The organism is Pseudomonas sp. NMI760_13 (assembly GCF_021283245.1).
Taxonomy (GTDB): Bacteria; Pseudomonadota; Gammaproteobacteria; order Pseudomonadales; family Pseudomonadaceae; genus Aquipseudomonas; species Aquipseudomonas peradeniyensis.
The window spans coordinates 325825-342846 of sequence record NZ_JAJSRC010000001.1 but is presented as its reverse complement, the minus strand read 5'-3'; the positions used below and the strand labels follow the sequence as shown (position 1 = coordinate 342846).

Below are 17022 nucleotides of genomic sequence, written 5' to 3'. Positions count from 1 at the left end.
GCACTGTAACCCGATCAACGCCGGCGTGCGAGTGGATTACTCGGCAGCGCCTTCAGCAGCTTCAGCGGCAACGCGCGGGGCGTGGACGTTGGCAACAGCTTTGTCATCACCGTGGGCCAGAGCGACGAACTCTACGCCTTTCGGAGCTTTCAGGTCCGACAGGTGGATGATGGTGCCGACTTCGGCCTTGGACAGGTCGACTTCGATGAACTCAGGCAGGTCCTTGGCTTCGCAGGACACTTCGATCTCGGAAACGACGTGCGAGATCTCGCCGCCTTTCTTGATCGGGGCTTCTTCGCCGACGAAGTGAACTGGAACCTTGGCGGTCAGCTTCTGGCCAGCAACGACGCGAACGAAGTCGGCGTGCATGATGAAGCCTTTGGCCGGGTGACGCTGCATGGCCTTGACCACGACGTTCTGCTTGGCGCCGTCGACGTTCAGTTCGATCACGTGGCTGAAGGCAGCTTCGTTTTCGAACAGCTTGGCGATTTCCTTGGCCACGATGGTCAGGGATTGGGCTTCTTTATCGCCACCGTAGACAACGGCAGGGATGTTCAGCGAGTGACGCAGGCGGCGGCTCGCACCTTTCCCCAGGTCAGTACGCGCTTGGGCGTTCAGAATGAAATCAGTCATTTTGTTTCTCCAAAATAGCCCCCCGAGGGCGTTTGCGACCAGCGCCAGACGGGGATGGCAAAAAAGCCCCGCCCCAACACATGCTGGGGCGGGGCGCTTCATATCAACACATGTTCCGCTTAGCGGAACATCGCGCTGATCGATTCTTCGTTGCTGATGCGGCGTACCGCTTCAGCGACAACCGGTGCGATATCCAGCTGGCGGATACGGTCACAGGCCTGAGCAGCGGCGGACAGCGGAACGGTGTTGGTCACCACCAGCTCGTCCAGTACCGACTTCTCGATGTTCTCGATCGCACGGCCCGACAACACAGGGTGCGTGCAATAGGCGTAGACCTTGGCGGCACCGTGTTCTTTCAGGGCCTTGGCCGCGTGGCACAGGGTGCCGGCGGTGTCGACCATGTCGTCTACCAGGATGCAGGTGCGTCCTTCGACGTCGCCGATGATGTGCATAACCTCGGAGTGGTTAGCCTTTTCGCGGCGCTTGTCGATGATCCCGAGATCGACGCCCAGGGACTTGGCAACGGCGCGAGCACGCACCACACCACCGATGTCCGGGGAAACGATCATCAGGTTCTCGAAACGCTGGTCTTCGATGTCGTCGACCAGTACGGGCGAGCCGTAGATGTTGTCGACGGGGATATCGAAGAAACCCTGGATCTGGTCAGCGTGCAGGTCGACGGTGAGTACACGGTCGATACCCACGACAGTGAGCATGTCAGCGACGACTTTGGCGCTGATGGCTACACGTGCCGAACGCGGACGGCGGTCCTGGCGGGCGTATCCGAAGTAGGGAATCACGGCGGTGATTCGCGACGCTGAGGAGCGGCGGAAGGCATCTGCCATCACGACCAGTTCCATCAGATTGTCGTTGGTTGGAGCACAGGTGGGCTGAATGATGAAGACGTCCTTACCGCGGACATTTTCATTGATTTCAGCACTGATTTCGCCGTCGGAGAATTTACCGACAGAAACATCACCCAGTGGAATATGCAGCTGACGTACGACACGCCGAGCCAGATCGGGGTTGGCATTCCCCGTGAAGACCATCATCTTGGACACGCGCAGTACCTGAAGGCTGAGGGTAACCTGGATGAGTATAAGAAATGGCAGGGGCGGCTGGATTCGAACCAACGCATGGCAGGATCAAAACCTGCTGCCTTACCGCTTGGCGACGCCCCTGTATCTGTTGCTGCGAATTCTTATGAACTCGACTTCTTGATCAGAACTTGCAGCTTGCGATGCAACATCGAAACATTGCTTCCTTTCGCCACAAACCCTGTTTGGGTCTCTGAAAGAAGGGCCAGAACTCTATCAGCTTCGGCTTTGCTTGGGAAGGCCCCAAACACACAACTTCCAGTTCCGGTCATTCGGGCTTCGGTGAATTTACCTAGTGAAATCAGCGCATTGCGAACTTCAGGATACCGTTGCTCTACTACCGGTTGGCAGTCATTTCGACTGTTTCCCTCGGGAACGGGGCGCATCTTAAGGGGGAGGGAATCACGTGTCAACTCCGGATGCGAAAAAATTTCCGCTGTGCTGACAGACACTTGCGGCACCAGCACGACATACCAGGGTTCCTCGGGGTCGACCGGGGTCAGCTGCTCGCCGACACCCTGGGCGAAGGCCGCGTGGCCGCGGACGAACACCGGCACATCGGCGCCGAGCGACAGGCCCAGGCTTGCCAGGCGGTCTTGGTCCCAGTCCAGCTGCCACAGGTGAGCGAGCGCCAGCAGGGTGGTGGCCGCGTCCGAGCTGCCGCCGCCGATGCCGCCGCCCATGGGCAGCACCTTGTGCAGCCAGATGTCGGCGCCGAGCGGGGTGGCGGATTGTGCCTGCAGCAGGCGCGCGGCGCGGACGATCAGGTTGCTGTCGTGGGGCACGCCTTCAATTTCGGTCTGCAGGCGGATCTGGCCGTCCTCGCGCAGGGCGAAGCTCAGTTCGTCGCCGTGCTCGAGGAACTGGAACACGGTTTCCAGCTCGTGGTAGCCGTCGGCGCGGCGGCCGGTGATGTGCAGCCAGAGGTTGAGCTTGGCCGGGGCGGGCAGGGTCAGCTTGTGCATTGTCTCAGTGCCCCAGCTGGCGTGGCTGCCAGTCCTTGACCACCAGGGTCACGTCGATGTTCTCGCCGTGCAGCTTGAGGCGCTCGGGCAGCCAGTAGCCGTTCTGCTCCACGTAGCTCAGGTACTCGACCTGCCAGCCATCCTGGTGAAGGCTGGCCAGGCGGCTGTCGCCGTCGAGGGTCAGCTGGCTCTTGCTGTCCGGGGCGGGCAGGCCGCGCACCCACCAGACCAGGTGCGACACCGGCAGGCGCCAGCCCAGTTGTTCTTCCAGCAGTGCCTCGGGGTTGGCGGCCTCGTAGCGGCCCTGGTTGGCCACTTCCAGCACCACGCCGCCGGGGCGTCCGGTCAGGCGCGCCGCGCCACGACCCAGGGGGCCGGCCAGGCGGATGTCGTAGTAGTCCTGGCGTTGCAGCCAGAACAGGGTGCCGCTGCCGGAGTCGCGCGGGGCGCGGATGCCGACCTTGCCGTTGATCTGCCAGCCGTCGAGGCTGCCCAGCTGCTGTTTGTGCTCGCGCCACAGCTGCGGGTTACCTTGGCCTTGTACGGCTTCCTTGCTGCCGAAGCCGGCGCAGCCGGCGAGCAGGGCGATGAGGGTGAAGGTGATGCAATGACGCAGGAACATGGTTTACAGGCTCTCGGATCCGGTCAGGCGCAGCAGGGTCTTGCGCAGGATGGGGCTGTCGGCCTGGGCTTCGAAGCCCTTGGCCCAGACTTGGCGGGCTTCGCGGCGCTTGCCGTTGGCCCAGAGGACTTCGCCCAGGTGGGCGGCGACTTCATGGTCGGGGAAGCGTTCGAAGGCCAGGCGCAGCTGGCGCTCGGCTTCCTCGAGGTTGCCCATGCGATAGGCCACCCAGCCCAGGCTGTCGAGCACCGCCGGGTCGTCCGGAGTGAGCTGGTGGGCCTTGTCGATCAACGTCTTGGCTTCGCTGTAGCGGGTGGTGCGGTCGGCCAGGGTGTAGCCCAGGGCGTTGAGGGCCATGGCGTTTTCCGGCTCGCGGGCAAGGATCGCGCGCAGGTCTTTCTCCATCTGCGCCAGGTCGTTGCGCTTCTCGGCGAGCATGGCGCGGGTATAGAGCAGGTTGAGGTCGTCCGGGTAGCGCTTGATCGCCTGCGCCAGCACCTGACCGGCCTGGGCCTCCTTGCCGTTGTTGCCCAGGCTTTCGGCTTCGATCAGGTACAGCTGGATGGCGTAGTCCGGCTGCGCCTCGCGGGCTTCGGCGAGTATCCGCGAGGCTTCGGCGCTGCGGCCGTTGGCGATGAGGATATCGGCCTGGCGCAGTTGCGCCGGCAGGTAGTCCGGGCCGGGGCCGACCAGGGCGTATTCGCGCAGGGCGGCGGCCGGCTGGCTGCGCTCCTCGCGGATGCGGCCCAGGTTGAGGTGGGCGGCGTCGACGTTGGCGTCACGCTCGACCAGCTCCTGCAGGTAGCCTTCGGCTTCGTCCCAGTGTTTGGTTTCCAGGCACACCAGGGCCAGCGAGTAGCGGATCTCGTCGTCTTCGGGGTATTGCTGCAGCAGGCTTTCGAACTCGGCCTTGGCGTCGTCGATGCGGTCCTGCTCGACCAGGGTGCGGGCGTAGGTCAGGCGCAGGCGCTTGTCCTCGGGGTTGTCGCGGATCGCCCCACGCAGCAGTGGCAGGGCCTCCGGGCCACGGTCCATGGCTTGCAGCAGACGGGCGCGCAGCAGCACCGGGGCGATTTCGCCGTTCTTCGGCGGATGGGCCTCGAGCAGGTCGAGGGCCTGTTGCGGCTTGTCGTCCTGGTTCAGCAGCAGGGCCTTGCCGAACACCAGTTGGCCGTTGTCGGGGTATTTCACCAGCAGGCGGTCGAAGCTCTGCATCAGGCCGTCACGGGTGCTCTGGTCGGTCTCGGCGGCCGCCAGGGCGAGGAAATCGAAGTGGGTGTCGCCCTGGCCCTGCAGCACCTTTTCCATATAGGTCATGGAGTCGTCGTAGCGTCCAGCGCGGGCCAGCTGGATGGCCGCGGCGCGCTGGGCGTCGAGGTTCTGTGGGTCGTTGCGTGCCCAGATCAGCGCGGTGTCCAGGGCAGGCTCGTCGGCGCCGAGGTATTCGGCGATGCGATAGGCGCGCTCGGAGACGGCCGGATCCTGGGTCTTTTCGGCCTGGTCGACGTAGTTGGCCAGGGCGATGTCGAAGCGGTTGCGCTGGCCGGCCAGCTCAGCCACCAGCAGGCTGTACAGGGTGTCCTGCTTGAACGATCCGTACACCACGGGCTTTTCCGCGCTCTTGCCGGCGTCGACGGTGGGCGACTGGGCGTCCGTCTTCGGGGCCAGGCTCTGGCAGCCTTGAAGCAGGGCGAGGGCAAGCAGCAATGCGTAGGATTTGTTCATAGAGGCTTATTAAAGAGGCTAAACCGGCGGTCGGAGCATGATGACACAAGCGTGAGGGCAAACCCACCTGCGAAGGTCGTGGTGTGAAGCGGTGCTTCGGAGTATAGGGACAATGAGCCGGGGCGGTGGTTCGCAACCACTCACGGCATCCTGCCCTTGCCCTTGCCCTTGCCCTTGCCCTTGCCCTTGCCCTTGCCCTTGCCCTTGCCCTTGCCCTTGCCGTTGCCGTTGTTTTTGCTTTTGCTTCTAAGCGCGCGGTAGTTCAGGCAACACCAATTGCGACTTCAGGAGGCCGAACGCAGGTCTTGCGGAGGGAGGTGACGGGCATGGATGCCCGTCAAGCGCTGCGCCCCAGGATGGGGCGTTCAGCGCGGTCCTCCCGGGAGCAAGACCGGAGTGAGGGGACCCCGGAGCGAAGCGTAGGGGCCGGATGAACGGAGCGGGGCGGTTTTGCCTACTTTTGCCAAGACAAAAGTAGGCCGCCGTAAGGGCGGAAAGGTGACTATGCGTCGCCATCGCCAATGAATGAGCGTATAACTTTCAAAACCCACGCTCTGAAAGTCAAAGTCAAAGTCAAAATCGGTCGGCGCGGGTTTCTACAAGTGCAAGCGCATTCATTTACGATGTCGACGCATAGTCACCTTTTCGCCCTTACGGCGAGTCACTTTTTGTCAAACGCGACAAAAAGTAACCAAAAAACGCTGCGCTCCATTCATCCGGCCCTCCGCTGCGCTCCGGGTCCCCTCACTCCGGCCTTGCTCCCGGGAGGACCGCGCTGCAGGGCCCATCCTGGGCCCCAGCGCTTGACGGGCATCCATGCCCGTCACCTCCCTTCGCAAGACCTGCGTTCGGCCTCCTGAAGTCGCGAAGGTACGGGCGGCGCCTGGGCTGGCGCAGCTGTCGCTAGCTGGGTATGGCGCTAGACTCTCGATCGGCAACGGCAACGGCAACGGCAACGGCAACGGCAGGGAAGGGTGATGGTGCGGGGCGATAGGCACGCACCATCGCCACAATAGCGAACGGTGGTTGTTCTAAAACCTGCGAAGTAGGACAATTATCGGCTTCACGTCCCAACCAGCGACCTTGCATGGCCTTTCTTGCACTTGGTATCAACCATAAGACTGCCTCGGTAGACGTACGCGAGCGCGTGGCGTTTACGCCCGAGCAGCTGGTCGATGCCCTGCAGCAGCTCTGCCGACTGACCGCCAGCCGCGAGGCGGCGATCCTGTCCACCTGCAACCGCAGCGAGCTTTATATAGAGCAGGACCACCTTGCCGCCGACGCCGTGCTGCAATGGCTGGCCGACTACCACCAGCTGAGCCTCGACGAGCTGCGCGCCAGCGCCTATGTCCACGAGGAACACGACGCGGTCCGGCACATGATGCGCGTGGCCTCCGGCCTCGACTCGCTGGTGCTTGGCGAGCCGCAGATCCTCGGCCAGATGAAGTCGGCCTACGCCGTGGCCCGCGAGGCCGGCACCGTCGGGCCGTTGCTCGGGCGCCTGTTCCAGGCCACCTTCAGCGCCGCCAAGCAGGTGCGCACCGACACCGCCATCGGCGAGAACCCGGTGTCGGTGGCGTTCGCCGCGGTCAGCCTGGCCAGGCAGATCTTCTCCGACCTGGGCCGCAGCCAGGCGCTGCTGATCGGTGCCGGCGAGACCATCACCCTGGTCGCCCGCCACCTGCACGAGCAGGGCGTGCGCCGCATCGTCGTGGCCAACCGCACCCTCGAGCGTGCCAGCATCCTCGCCGAACAGTTCGGCGCCCATGCCGTGCTGCTCTCTGACATCCCGCAGGAACTGGCCAACAGCGACATCGTCATCAGCTCCACCGCCAGCCAACTGCCGATCCTCGGCAAGGGCGCGGTGGAGAGCGCGCTGAAGCAGCGCCGGCACAAGCCGATCTTCATGGTCGACATCGCCGTGCCGCGTGACATCGAGCCGCAGGTGGGCGAGCTGGACGACGTTTACCTCTATACCGTCGACGACCTGCATGACGTGGTCGCGGAAAACCTCAAGAGCCGCCAGGGCGCGGCCCAGGCCGCCGAAGAGCTGGTCTCGGCCGGCGCCGACGACTTCATGGTGCGCCTGCGCGAACTGGCGGCGGTGGATGTGCTCAAGGCCTACCGCCAGCAGAGCGAGCGCCTGCGCGACGAAGAACTGCAAAAGGCCCTGCGCCTGCTCGGCAACGGCGGCAACCCCGAGGATGTGCTCATGCAGCTGGCCCGGGGCCTGACCAACAAACTCTTGCACGCGCCCAGCGTGCAGCTGAAAAAGCTCTCCGCCGAAGGCCGCCTCGATGCGCTGGCCATGGCCCAGGAACTCTTCGCCCTCCACGAGGGCTCGACGGACAAATCCCCGCAATGAAAGCGTCGCTGCTGAACAAACTGGACACGCTCCAGGATCGCTTCGAGGAACTCACCGCGCTGCTTGGTGACGCCGAAGTCATTTCCGACCAGACGCGCTTTCGCGCCTACTCCCGCGAGTACGCCGAAGTCGAGCCGGTGATCGGCGCCTATAAAGACTGGCGCAAGGTCCAGGACGATCTCGAGGGCGCCCAGGCGCTGCTCAAGGATGCCGACCCCGACCTGCGCGAGATGGCCGTGGAGGAGGTGCGCGAGGCCAAGGAGCAGTTGGTGGGCCTGGAGTCGCAGCTGCAGCGCATGCTGTTGCCCAAGGATCCCAACGACGGGCGCAACGTGTTCCTGGAAATCCGCGCCGGCACCGGCGGTGACGAGGCGGCGATCTTCTCCGGCGACCTGTTCCGCATGTACTCGCGCTACGCCGAGAAACGCGGCTGGCGCCTGGAGATCCTCTCCGAGAACGAAGGCGAGCACGGCGGCTACAAGGAAATCATCGCCCGGGTCGAAGGCGACAGCGTGTACGGCAAGCTGAAGTTCGAGTCCGGCGCGCACCGTGTGCAGCGGGTCCCGGAAACCGAATCGCAAGGCCGTATCCACACCTCGGCCTGCACCGTGGCGGTATTGCCCGAGCCCGACGAGCAGGTGGCGATCGAGATCAACCCGGCCGACCTGCGCGTGGACACCTACCGCGCCTCCGGCGCCGGCGGCCAGCACGTCAACAAGACCGACTCGGCGATCCGCATCACCCACTTGCCCACCGGCATCGTGGTCGAGTGCCAGGAAGAGCGCTCGCAGCACAAGAACCGTGCCCGCGCCATGTCCTGGCTGTCGGCCAAGCTCAACGACATGCAGACCAGCGCCGCGCAGAACGCCATCGCCAGCGAGCGCAAACTGCTGGTGGGTTCAGGCGATCGCTCCGAGCGCATCCGCACCTACAACTATCCACAGGGCCGGGTCACCGACCACCGTATCAACCTCACCCTCTACTCCCTCGACGATATCCTCGCCGGCGGTGTGGACGCGGTGATCGAGCCGTTGCTGGCCGAATACCAGGCCGATCAGCTGGCCGCCCTGGGGGATTGAATGACCATCATCGCCAGCCTGCTGCGCAACGCGCAGTTGCCGGACTCGCCGACCGAACGGCTGGACGCCGAGCTGCTCCTGGCCGCGGCCCTGGGCAAGTCGCGCAGCTTCCTGCACACCTGGCCCGAGCGCATCGTCAGCAGCGAGGCGGCGCAGGTGTTCGCCAGCTACCTCGAACGGCGTCGCGCCGGTGAGCCGGTGGCCTATATCCTCGGCCAGCAGGGGTTCTGGAAGCTGGACCTGGAAGTCGCGCCACACACGCTGATTCCGCGTCCGGACACCGAGCTGCTGGTGGAAACCGCCCTTGAGCTCGTGCCACCCATGCCTGCCCGAGTACTCGATCTGGGCACCGGCACCGGGGCTATCGCCCTGGCCCTGGCCAGTGAGCGTCCGGGGTGGCAGGTCACGGCGGTGGACCGTATCGACGAGGCCGTGGCCTTGGCCGAGCGCAACCGCCAGCGCCTGGGCCTGGGCAATGTCCAGGTGCGCGCCAGCCATTGGTTCGACGCTCTCTCGGGTGACCAATTTGACCTGATCCTCAGCAACCCGCCCTATATTCGCGCCGCTGATCCGCACCTGGTGGCCGGTGACGTGCGCTTCGAACCCAGCAGTGCCCTGGTGGCCGGCGAAGACGGGCTGGACGACCTGCGGGTGATCGTCGCCCAGGCCCCGGCGCACCTGCTGCCCGGAGGTTGGCTGCTGCTCGAGCACGGCTATGACCAGGCGCCCGCCGTACGCGACCTGCTGGCGGCGGCCGGCTTCATCGACGTCGCCAGCCGCGTCGACCTGGGCGGCCACGAACGCATCAGCCTGGGGCGCCTGCCATGCTGAGCGACCAGGAGCTGTTGCGCTACAGCCGGCAGATCCTCCTGTCGCAGGTGGATATCGACGGCCAGTTGCGCCTGAAACACGGCAAGGCCCTGGTGATAGGCCTGGGCGGGCTGGGCTCGCCGGTGGCGCTGTACCTCGCCGCGGCGGGTGTCGGTGAGCTGCACCTGGCCGATTTCGACACCGTCGACCTGACCAACCTGCAACGCCAGGTGATCCACGACAGCGACAGCGTCGGCATGAGCAAGGTCGATTCGGCCATCAAGCGTCTGCGGGCGATCAACCCGGAAATCAGCCTGGTCGCCCATCGCCGGGCGCTGGATGAGGATTCGCTGGCCGCCGCGGTGGCGGCGGTCGATGTAGTGCTCGACTGCTCCGACAACTTCGGCACCCGCGAGGCGGTCAATGCCGCCTGTGTGGCTGCGGGCAAGCCGTTGGTCAGCGGTGCGGCGATCCGCCTCGAGGGCCAGTTGTCGGTGTTCGACACCCGCCGCGATACCAGCCCCTGCTACCACTGCCTGTATGGCCATGGCAGCGAGGCCGAGCTGACCTGCAGCGAGGCCGGTGTGATCGGTCCGCTGGTGGGGCTGGTCGGCAGCCTGCAGGCACTGGAAGCGCTGAAGTTGCTGGTCGGTTTCGGCGAGCCGCTGGTCGGCCGCCTGCTGCTGATCGACGCCCTGAGTACCCGCATGCGCGAGCTGCGGGTCAAGCGCGACCCCGCCTGCGCGGTGTGCGCGACTCGCCATGGCTGAGCGCTCGGCGCCGGTGGGCGTGATGGATTCCGGGGTCGGCGGGTTGTCGGTGCTGGCCGAGATCCAGCGCCTGCTGCCCAACGAGTCGCTGCTCTACCTGGCCGACAGTGGCCACGTGCCCTATGGCGAGAAGTCCCCGGACTACATTCGCCAGCGTCTGCGGCTGATCGCCAGGTTCTACCATGAGCAGGGCGCCAAGGCCTTGGTCCTGGCCTGTAACACGGCCACGGTGGCGGCGGTGGCCGACCTGCGCGAGCTCTATCCGGACTGGCCGCTGGTGGGCATGGAGCCTGCGGTCAAGCCGGCGGCCGCGGCAACCCGCTCCGGCGTGGTCGGTGTGCTGGCCACCACCGGTACCCTGCAGAGCGCCAAGTTCGCTGCCTTGCTTGACCGCTTCGCCAACGATGTGCGGGTGATTACTCAGCCGTGCCCTGGGCTGGTGGAGCGTATCGAGGCAGGGGATCTGGTCAGCGAGCAACTGCGCCAGTTGCTGTCGGGCTATGTAAAACCTTTGCTGGCGGCCGGTTGCGACACCCTGATCCTGGGCTGCACCCACTACCCGTTCCTGCGGCCCATGCTGGCCGAGATGGTGCCGGCGGATGTGGCGATCATCGACACCGGCGCTGCCGTGGCGCGCCAACTGCAACGCCTGCTGGACGCTCGCGGGCTGCTCAGTGACGGACCGGCGCGGGCGACGGCGTTCTGGAGCAGCGGCGAGCCGGACAACTTGCAGAATGTCCTGCCGCTATTGTGGAACCAGTCCGGCAGCGTGCAGCGCTTCCTGCCATGAAACGCAGGTTCAACTGCTTTTCGGCAGCGGCCACAGTTCGCCTGGGTTGAGCACCTCCAGTACCAGCTCGGGTTGGCGCTCATCCAGGCCCGCCAGCAACTCCTGCGCTGCGCTTTGCGCCGTCCAGGGCTCCGGAATGGCCTGTACCGAGGTCACCGGGGTCTTCAGCGACTGAGGCGCCACCACGGTCAGGTCGATGCCTAGTGTGCTCAGGGTGTTGCGTTGTTCGCTCAGCCATGTCGGCAGGCTGTTGCCGCCATTGAGCGGCTGGTTCGGTTCGAACAGCTGCAATGCCGAGTAGCGACTGAGAATGGCCATGACCTGCGGCCTCTGGCCCTTGGCCAACAACGGCAGCGCGGCGTTCAGGCACTGGTGCGTGGCCTGCAGGTTGCTGCTGACGATCTGCTCGAACAGGTCTGCATGCGCCATATTGTCCGGCAGATAGTCGCAGCTCCCGGCATTTACCAGCAGACAATCCAGCGCGCCCCAAGTGGCCTTAAGCCGCTGACCGGCATCCTGCAAGGGGCCGAAAAGCCGCAGCAAGCGTGTGCCGTGACGCTCCCCCAAGGTGTCGAGTTCCTGGCTATCCCTGCCACTGGCGGCCACCGTGTGCCCTTGTGCGAGCAACTGTTCCACCAAGGCCAGGCCGAGTCCGTGGCTGGCTCCTGTAATCCAGAAACGACGTGTCATGCTCTATGCCCCCTGATCCTGCCAGCTGGTCAAGCTTTTGAAGGCTTCCAATGCGCGTTGGCGACTACTATCGAGATCGACTATCGGGCCCGAGTAATTATTAGTAGCAAATAGGTCGGCGGATTTCACGGGGTAGTGAATTGATTTATCGTCCTTTCCTTCCAGTTCAGGCAACCACCGGCGGATGAACAATCCGTTCGGATCGAAGCGCTGCGACTGTGTGATGGGGTTGAAGATCCGAAAATAGGGCACGGCGTCGGTGCCGGTCGAGGCGCTCCATTGCCAGCCACCGTTGTTGGCGGCCAGATCACCGTCTATCAGGTGACGCATGAAATGCCGTTCGCCGTGCCGCCAGTCGATCAGCAGGTTCTTGCTGAGGAACATGGCGACGATCATGCGCAGGCGGTTGTGCATCCAGCCGGTGTGCAGCAACTGGCGCATGGCGGCATCGATGATGGGGAAGCCGGTGCGGCCGTCCTTCCAGGCCTGCAGGTCGGCGGGCGCGTCGCGCCAGGGCAGTGCTTCTGTATGCAGGCGGAAGGCGCGGTGCCGGGAGACCCGGGGGTAGCCCACCAGTGTGTGCTTGTAGAACTCGCGCCACAGCAGTTCGTTGACCCAGGTCTGCACGCCGACGCTGCCACTGTCGAACTCGCCCCGGTTGCTGGCCAGTGCCGCGTGCAGGCACTGGCGCGGCGAGACCACGCCAGCGGCGAGGTAGGGGGACAACTGGCTGGTGCCGGCCCTGGCAGGCAGGTCGCGCAGTTGTGCGTAGTCATCGATGGTTTCGTCGACGAAGCGCTGTAACCGCCGCCTGCCTTCATCCTCGCCTGCCGGCCAATGCTGGCGTAGGGCTTCGCCAGGGGGCTCGAAGCCTTCGATCTGCAGGGGGATGGCGTCGCTGCGGATCCCGAGGGCTTGCTGGCGTTTCACCGAATGGGCAAGGGGGGGCAGGCTGCGGTGCAGGTGCTCCAGGCAGACCCGCTTGAACTGGCCGAACACCTGGAAGTACTGGCCGGTGCGGGTCAGCACGCTGCCGGGCCTGAACAGCAGCTGGTCGAGGTGGCCGGTGGCGGTGATTCCGGCTTGCTGCAATGCGTCATGGGTTGCCTGGTCCCGCCGGGCCTCGTTGATGCCGTATTCGTCGTTCCAGTGCACGGCCTCGATGCCGTGCTGGCGACAGACCTCGAGCACGCACTCCGGGACACCCGCCCAGCTGTCTGTCGTGCGAACCAGCAACGGAATGTTCAGCGCCGCCAGCGACTGTTGCAGCAATCGCAGGTTGCGCAGCCAGAAATCGACCTTGCACGGCGCATCGTCGTGGGCCTGCCACTGGCCGGGGCTGGCGATCCAGAGGGCCACGGTCGGGCCACGCTGGCAGGCGGCCGCGAGGGCGGTATTGTCATCGATGCGCAGGTCGCTGCGCAGCCAGATCAATTGCATGGGTTGCAGGCTCAAGGTCGAGGTTGTTGAAGGCAGCGCAAGGCGGTAAGCGGGCTGTCGAACAAGTGCAGGTCAGGCAGCGACAGTGCATGCAGTTCCGTCTCATGCAGGCTGACGGTGCTACCACCCAGCAGTTTCAGTGTGTTGACGTCCTTCAATGCGCGGCCCAGCGCGGCGAGGTCGGGGCGACGGCCGAGGTGCAGCAGCAGCGCTCGTGGTTGCAGGTGCTCCACGGCCAGGCGCAGTTGACGGGGCTCGACCGACCACTCGAGGATCTCCAGTGGGTAGCCGTTGCTGCTCAGCAGCCAGGCGCAAAGCCAGAACTCGGCATCGAAGGGGGAATCATCGGAGCGGGCGAGCAGCACGCAGGGGCCGCCAAGCGAGTGGCTGTCGTGATAAACCCGCGCCCCCAGCTTGCTGCGCAGCCAGCCCTGAAGGAACACCTGTTCCAGTCGCGCGTCGAAATGCGTTTGCCAGCGTTGTTCGAGGGCTTCGAGCAGCGGCAGCAGCAGGCGTTCGCACACGGTTACGGCGGGGTAGAGGGCCATGACCTGGTTGATCAACTGGTCCAGCGGACGCTGGGCAAGGCGGGCGATGGCCGCGATCAACTGCTCGATCCGTGCGCCCCATTCGCCCTGGATCGGCGCCGTGGCGTGCGCGGCATTGTCCAGCAGCTCGCGCACCTGGCTCACCGCGGCGCCACGCTCCAGCCAGCGCAGCACGGCCTGGACCCGCTGCACCTGGTCCTGTGGATAAAGGCGATGGCCCTTGGGCGTGCGCTGTGGCTTGATCAGGCCGTACCGGCGCTCCCAGGCGCGCAGGGTGACCGGATTGACGCCGGTCAGGCGGGCCACTTCGCCGATGGGCAGCAATGGGTCAGATGGCATTGCGCAGTCCGAGGTCTTCCGGATGGGGTTGCAGGTAGGCCTGTTGCAGCAGATAAGGATCGGGATGGTGGCGCAGGTGGTGCTTGAGCAGGGTCAAGGGTACGACCAGGGGCACCACGCCTTGCTGGTATTGGCCGATGACCTGCTGCAGCTCGGCCTTGTCCGCCTGGCCCAGATCGTTGCGCAGATAGCCGCTCAGGTGCTGCAGTACGTTGCCATGGGTGCCGCGACTGGCGCAGCGGCGCAGTGCCTGCATCAACTGGCTGAAGTAGCGCGGGCCGAGCTGCGCCGGGTCGTCGTCGCGGCTCATGTTGCCGAGCAGGCGGCCAAGGCTGCGGTACGCCTGGGGATTGTGCGCCATCAGCAGGTACTTGTAGCGGGCATGGAAGCGGATCAGCGCACCGCGGCTCAGGCCCTGGCGCAGCAGTTGCCGCCAGTCGGCGTAGGCGTAGACGCGGGTAATGAAGTTTTCCCGCAGCACCGGGTCGTGCAGGCGGCCTTCCTCCTCGACCGGCAGGTCCGGGCGCCGCTCGCAGAATGCCGCGGCGTAGGCGCCCCGGCCACCCTGGCGGGCCGGGCGGCCGTCTTCCTGGTAGACCTTGACCCGTTCAAGGCCGCAGGACGGTGACTTCTGCATGAAGATGTAGCCGCAGATATCGTCGAGTTCGTCGGCCATTTGTTCGCCGTAGGCACGCAGCGGGCCGGCAAAATCAGTGGCGCTGTTGCGCGTGCCGGTGACGGCGGGGTGGTCCGGGTCCCCCACCAGGCGGATGGGTTCACGGGGCGTGCCCAAGCCGATGGCGACCTCGGGGCACAGCGGTACCCAGTCGAAATGCTTTTCGAGCAGTTCCAGACAGAGGCTGGAAGCTTTGTGGCCGGCGTTGTAGCGCACGTTGAGGCCGGTCAGGCAGGCGCTGATGGCCAAGCGTGGCTTGCCGCTGGGCGGTGAAGCGTTCATCGCGGTCTCCGGAATGACTTGTACAGGCTGCACGGTTTGTACAAGTCTATTCCAGCACAGATAAAAACTTATACAAGTAGAATTTTTTGTATAAGTTTTCCGTCGATTATTCCAGATGCTCCAGCAGCCGTCGGGCGGCTTCCTGGCCACTGAGCCAGGCCCCTTCGACCCGGCCGGACAGGCACCAGTCGCCACAGGCGTACAGGCCCAGGTCGGCATCGGCCAGCGTGCCCCATTCATGATTGACTGCAGGACGGGCGTAAAGCCAGCGGTGGGCCAGGGCGAAGGTCGGCGCGGGGACTATGCAGCCGACCAGTTCGGCAAACTCACCCCACAGCTGCTCGATCACTTGCTCCTTGGGCAGGTCGATATGCTGCTTGCTCCAGCTGGAGGTGGCATGCAGCACCCAGGTGTCGAGATGCTCGTCGCGGCCTGGTTTGCTCCGATTGCGGGCCAGCCAGTCGAGCGGATTGTCCTGCACGAAGCAGCCCTGCATGGGAGTGTCGAGCGGTGTCTGGAAGCCCAGGGCGATGGCCCAGGTCGGTTCCATCTGCACCCCGGCGGCGACCGCCGCGAGTTTGGGGGCGGCCGTCAACAGCGCGGTGGCCTGAGGCGCCGGCACGGCGATCACCACCTGGCTGAACGGTCCGTGGCTGCAGCCCTCGGTGTCCTGCAGGTGCCAGTACTGTTTGCCGCGAAACACCTCGGCGATGCGGCAGCCGAAGTTCACCGTGACATCCTTGAGCAGGCCGCGGGTGATGGCGCTCATGCGTGGTACGCCGACCCAGCGGATCTGTTCATCAGGGGAGGGGGTCAGTTCACCATCGCGGTAGTTGTACAGCTGCGGCTTCCACTGCTGCGCCCAGCCGTTCGCCACCCAGTGCTGGACCTGCTCGACGAAGCGCCGGTCGCGGGCGGTGAAGTACTGGGCACCGAGGTCCAGGGCGCCGGCGTCGCTGCGCTTGCTGGCCATGCGGCCACCGCTGCCGTGGCCCTTGTCGAACAGGTGGACGGTCTGCCCGGCTTTCTGCAGGGCCTGGGCGGCGGACAGGCCGGCGATTCCGGCACCGATGATGGCAATAGGTACTGTCATGATGGCCTCTTCGAACCTAGCTATACGCAGCCTACGCTGCCAGGCAAACCTGTACAATGCACAATGTTTGTATAAGGTTATTCCGCTCGATAGGCAGGTTGGCCTATGTTTATCCGAGAGCGTTCGGTCAAAAAAGTGCCTTGATCTTAAAAATAGACCACGGCCGCCAAGTGCGAGGACACAACCATGCATATATTGCTGACCGGCGGTACCGGTTTGATTGGCCAACACCTGTGCCAGTTGTGGCGCCAGCAAGGGCATCGCCTGACGGTCTGGAGCCGGCGCCCCGAACAGGTGGCGAAAATCTGCGGCAGCGGCGTTCGCGGTGTGGCCCGGCTGGAAGACATTGCCGATGACGACGACGTGGATGCGGTGGTCAACCTGGCCGGCGCACCGATCGCCGACCGGCCCTGGACCGCGGCGCGACGCAACCTGCTCTGGGCCAGCCGGGTGACCCTCACCGAGCAGTTGCTGGCCTGGCTGGAGCGCCGCGAGCGCCGCCCGCAGGTGTTGATTTCCGGCTCGGCGGTGGGTTGGTACGGCGATGGCGGCGAGCGAGAACTCACCGAGGCTTCGCCGCCGGTGAAGGAGGACTTCGCCAGCCAGTTGTGCATCGCCTGGGAGGAGACCGCCCAGCGCGCCCAGGTCCTGGGGATCCGCGTGGTGCTGGTGCGCACTGGCCTGGTGCTGGCTGCCGATGGCGGCTTTTTGTCGCGCCTGCGCCTGCCGTACAAGCTGGGCCTGGGCGGGCCGTTGGGCGATGGTCGGCAGTGGATGCCCTGGGTGCATATCGACGACCAAATCGGCCTGATTGATTTTCTCTTGCAGCACAACGAAGCCAGCGGTCCCTATAATGCCTGCGCGCCGGAGCCGGTGCGCAACCGCGAGTTCGCCAAGCGCCTGGGCCGCATCCTGCATCGTCCGGCGTTCATGCCGATGCCGGCGCTGTTGCTCAAGGCCGGGCTCGGCGAGTTGTCGACGCTGCTGCTCGGTGGCCAGCGCGCGCGCCCGGTGCGCCTGCTGGCGGCGGGCTACACGTTCCGTTTCAACGATCTGCAATCGGCCCTGGACAACCTGTCCAGCCGCCTCTGACATAGG

At 65.1% G+C, this 17022-nt stretch carries 16 protein-coding genes and 1 tRNA gene; 6 read left to right on the top strand and 11 right to left on the bottom strand.

Annotated elements, in window-relative coordinates:
- Window positions 1-36 precede the first annotated feature (36 nt).
- From LU671_RS01500 to LU671_RS01475, 6 genes are all read right to left on the bottom strand, one after another.
- The gene (locus LU671_RS01500) at window positions 37-633 is read right to left on the bottom strand and encodes a 50S ribosomal protein L25/general stress protein Ctc (protein WP_232854730.1); all 597 of its coding nucleotides are present in this window, start codon (window positions 631-633) and stop codon (window positions 37-39) included.
- A 119-nt stretch (window positions 634-752) separates the two neighbouring features.
- Entirely contained in the window at window positions 753-1694 is a 942-nt protein-coding gene (locus LU671_RS01495) for a ribose-phosphate pyrophosphokinase (RefSeq protein WP_016391678.1), read from the bottom strand.
- A gap of 45 nt (window positions 1695-1739) precedes the next feature.
- Window positions 1740-1814, bottom strand: a tRNA-Gln gene (locus LU671_RS01490).
- A gap of 20 nt (window positions 1815-1834) precedes the next feature.
- Entirely contained in the window at window positions 1835-2695 is an 861-nt protein-coding gene (gene ispE / locus LU671_RS01485; RefSeq protein ID WP_203647998.1) for a 4-(cytidine 5'-diphospho)-2-C-methyl-D-erythritol kinase, read from the bottom strand.
- Between the two features lie 4 nt (window positions 2696-2699).
- Complete coding sequence (gene lolB, locus LU671_RS01480) at window positions 2700-3317, bottom strand: lipoprotein insertase outer membrane protein LolB (protein WP_028691147.1); 618 nt, start codon at window positions 3315-3317, stop codon at window positions 2700-2702.
- Window positions 3318-3320: 3 nt separating this feature from the next.
- Window positions 3321-5042 carry a tetratricopeptide repeat protein gene (locus LU671_RS01475; protein ID WP_232854729.1) on the bottom strand — a complete coding sequence of 574 codons (1722 nt, stop codon included), beginning with the start codon at window positions 5040-5042 and terminating at the stop codon, window positions 3321-3323.
- A gap of 1087 nt (window positions 5043-6129) precedes the next feature.
- On the opposite strand from LU671_RS01475, the gene hemA reads away from it, so the two are divergent.
- From hemA to murI, 5 genes are read left to right on the top strand one after another with little or no spacing between them, the layout of a single operon-like run.
- Window positions 6130-7407 (top strand): glutamyl-tRNA reductase, encoded by a 1278-nt coding sequence (gene hemA / locus LU671_RS01470; protein WP_203647995.1) that lies wholly within the window; start codon window positions 6130-6132, stop codon window positions 7405-7407.
- On the top strand, window positions 7404-8486 hold the full coding sequence (prfA, locus tag LU671_RS01465) for a peptide chain release factor 1 (protein WP_203647994.1): 1083 nt from the start codon (window positions 7404-7406) through the stop codon (window positions 8484-8486). The genes hemA and prfA overlap by 4 nt, the downstream gene beginning before the upstream one ends.
- Complete coding sequence (prmC, locus tag LU671_RS01460) at window positions 8487-9317, top strand: peptide chain release factor N(5)-glutamine methyltransferase (RefSeq protein ID WP_232854728.1); 831 nt, start codon at window positions 8487-8489, stop codon at window positions 9315-9317.
- Window positions 9311-10066 carry a molybdopterin-synthase adenylyltransferase MoeB gene (locus LU671_RS01455; protein ID WP_203647992.1) on the top strand — a complete coding sequence of 252 codons (756 nt, stop codon included), beginning with the start codon at window positions 9311-9313 and terminating at the stop codon, window positions 10064-10066. The genes prmC and LU671_RS01455 overlap by 7 nt, the downstream gene beginning before the upstream one ends.
- Window positions 10059-10856: a glutamate racemase gene (gene murI, locus LU671_RS01450; RefSeq protein WP_203647991.1), complete on the top strand. Its 798-nt coding sequence runs from the start codon at window positions 10059-10061 to the stop codon at window positions 10854-10856. The genes LU671_RS01455 and murI overlap by 8 nt, the downstream gene beginning before the upstream one ends.
- Before the next feature lie 9 nt (window positions 10857-10865).
- Here murI and LU671_RS01445 read toward each other — a convergent pair whose 3' ends face one another.
- The 5 genes from LU671_RS01445 to LU671_RS01425 all read right to left on the bottom strand — a co-directional run bounded on the left by LU671_RS01445 (window position 10866) and on the right by LU671_RS01425 (window position 15924).
- Window positions 10866-11546, bottom strand: a complete 681-nt coding sequence (locus LU671_RS01445) for an SDR family NAD(P)-dependent oxidoreductase (RefSeq protein ID WP_232854727.1) — start codon at window positions 11544-11546, stop codon at window positions 10866-10868.
- Window positions 11547-11549: 3 nt separating this feature from the next.
- Window positions 11550-12986: a deoxyribodipyrimidine photo-lyase gene (gene phrB / locus LU671_RS01440; RefSeq protein WP_232854726.1), complete on the bottom strand. Its 1437-nt coding sequence runs from the start codon at window positions 12984-12986 to the stop codon at window positions 11550-11552.
- Between the two features lie 11 nt (window positions 12987-12997).
- On the bottom strand, window positions 12998-13873 hold the full coding sequence (locus tag LU671_RS01435; RefSeq protein WP_232854725.1) for a MerR family transcriptional regulator: 876 nt from the start codon (window positions 13871-13873) through the stop codon (window positions 12998-13000).
- The gene (locus LU671_RS01430; RefSeq protein WP_232854724.1) at window positions 13863-14831 is read right to left on the bottom strand and encodes a DUF523 and DUF1722 domain-containing protein; all 969 of its coding nucleotides are present in this window, start codon (window positions 14829-14831) and stop codon (window positions 13863-13865) included. The genes LU671_RS01435 and LU671_RS01430 overlap by 11 nt, the downstream gene beginning before the upstream one ends.
- Before the next feature lie 106 nt (window positions 14832-14937).
- Entirely contained in the window at window positions 14938-15924 is a 987-nt protein-coding gene (locus LU671_RS01425; protein WP_232854723.1) for an NAD(P)/FAD-dependent oxidoreductase, read from the bottom strand.
- 186 nt (window positions 15925-16110) lie between these two features.
- Between LU671_RS01425 and LU671_RS01420 the strand changes: the two genes are divergently transcribed.
- Window positions 16111-17016 carry a TIGR01777 family oxidoreductase gene (locus LU671_RS01420; protein WP_203647988.1) on the top strand — a complete coding sequence of 302 codons (906 nt, stop codon included), beginning with the start codon at window positions 16111-16113 and terminating at the stop codon, window positions 17014-17016.
- Window positions 17017-17022: the final 6 nt, after the last annotated feature.

What these genes read in the sequence shown, in the direction of transcription:
- LU671_RS01445 (WP_232854727.1), bottom strand. Translation starts at nt 11,546, where the DNA reads ATGACACGTCGTTTCTGGATTACAGGAGCCAGCCACGGACTCGGCCTG.
- LU671_RS01425 (WP_232854723.1), bottom strand. Translation starts at nt 15,924, where the DNA reads ATGACAGTACCTATTGCCATCATCGGTGCCGGAATCGCCGGCCTGTCC.
- hemA (WP_203647995.1), top strand. Translation starts at nt 6,130, where the DNA reads ATGGCCTTTCTTGCACTTGGTATCAACCATAAGACTGCCTCGGTAGAC.
- LU671_RS01435 (WP_232854725.1), bottom strand. Translation starts at nt 13,873, where the DNA reads ATGCCATCTGACCCATTGCTGCCCATCGGCGAAGTGGCCCGCCTGACC.
- LU671_RS01475 (WP_232854729.1), bottom strand. Translation starts at nt 5,042, where the DNA reads ATGAACAAATCCTACGCATTGCTGCTTGCCCTCGCCCTGCTTCAAGGC.
- prmC (WP_232854728.1), top strand. Translation starts at nt 8,487, where the DNA reads ATGACCATCATCGCCAGCCTGCTGCGCAACGCGCAGTTGCCGGACTCG.
- LU671_RS01500 (WP_232854730.1), bottom strand. Translation starts at nt 633, where the DNA reads ATGACTGATTTCATTCTGAACGCCCAAGCGCGTACTGACCTGGGGAAA.
- LU671_RS01420 (WP_203647988.1), top strand. Translation starts at nt 16,111, where the DNA reads ATGCATATATTGCTGACCGGCGGTACCGGTTTGATTGGCCAACACCTG.
- murI (WP_203647991.1), top strand. Translation starts at nt 10,059, where the DNA reads ATGGCTGAGCGCTCGGCGCCGGTGGGCGTGATGGATTCCGGGGTCGGC.
- LU671_RS01430 (WP_232854724.1), bottom strand. Translation starts at nt 14,831, where the DNA reads ATGAACGCTTCACCGCCCAGCGGCAAGCCACGCTTGGCCATCAGCGCC.
- lolB (WP_028691147.1), bottom strand. Translation starts at nt 3,317, where the DNA reads ATGTTCCTGCGTCATTGCATCACCTTCACCCTCATCGCCCTGCTCGCC.
- ispE (WP_203647998.1), bottom strand. Translation starts at nt 2,695, where the DNA reads ATGCACAAGCTGACCCTGCCCGCCCCGGCCAAGCTCAACCTCTGGCTG.
- prfA (WP_203647994.1), top strand. Translation starts at nt 7,404, where the DNA reads ATGAAAGCGTCGCTGCTGAACAAACTGGACACGCTCCAGGATCGCTTC.
- LU671_RS01455 (WP_203647992.1), top strand. Translation starts at nt 9,311, where the DNA reads ATGCTGAGCGACCAGGAGCTGTTGCGCTACAGCCGGCAGATCCTCCTG.
- phrB (WP_232854726.1), bottom strand. Translation starts at nt 12,986, where the DNA reads ATGCAATTGATCTGGCTGCGCAGCGACCTGCGCATCGATGACAATACC.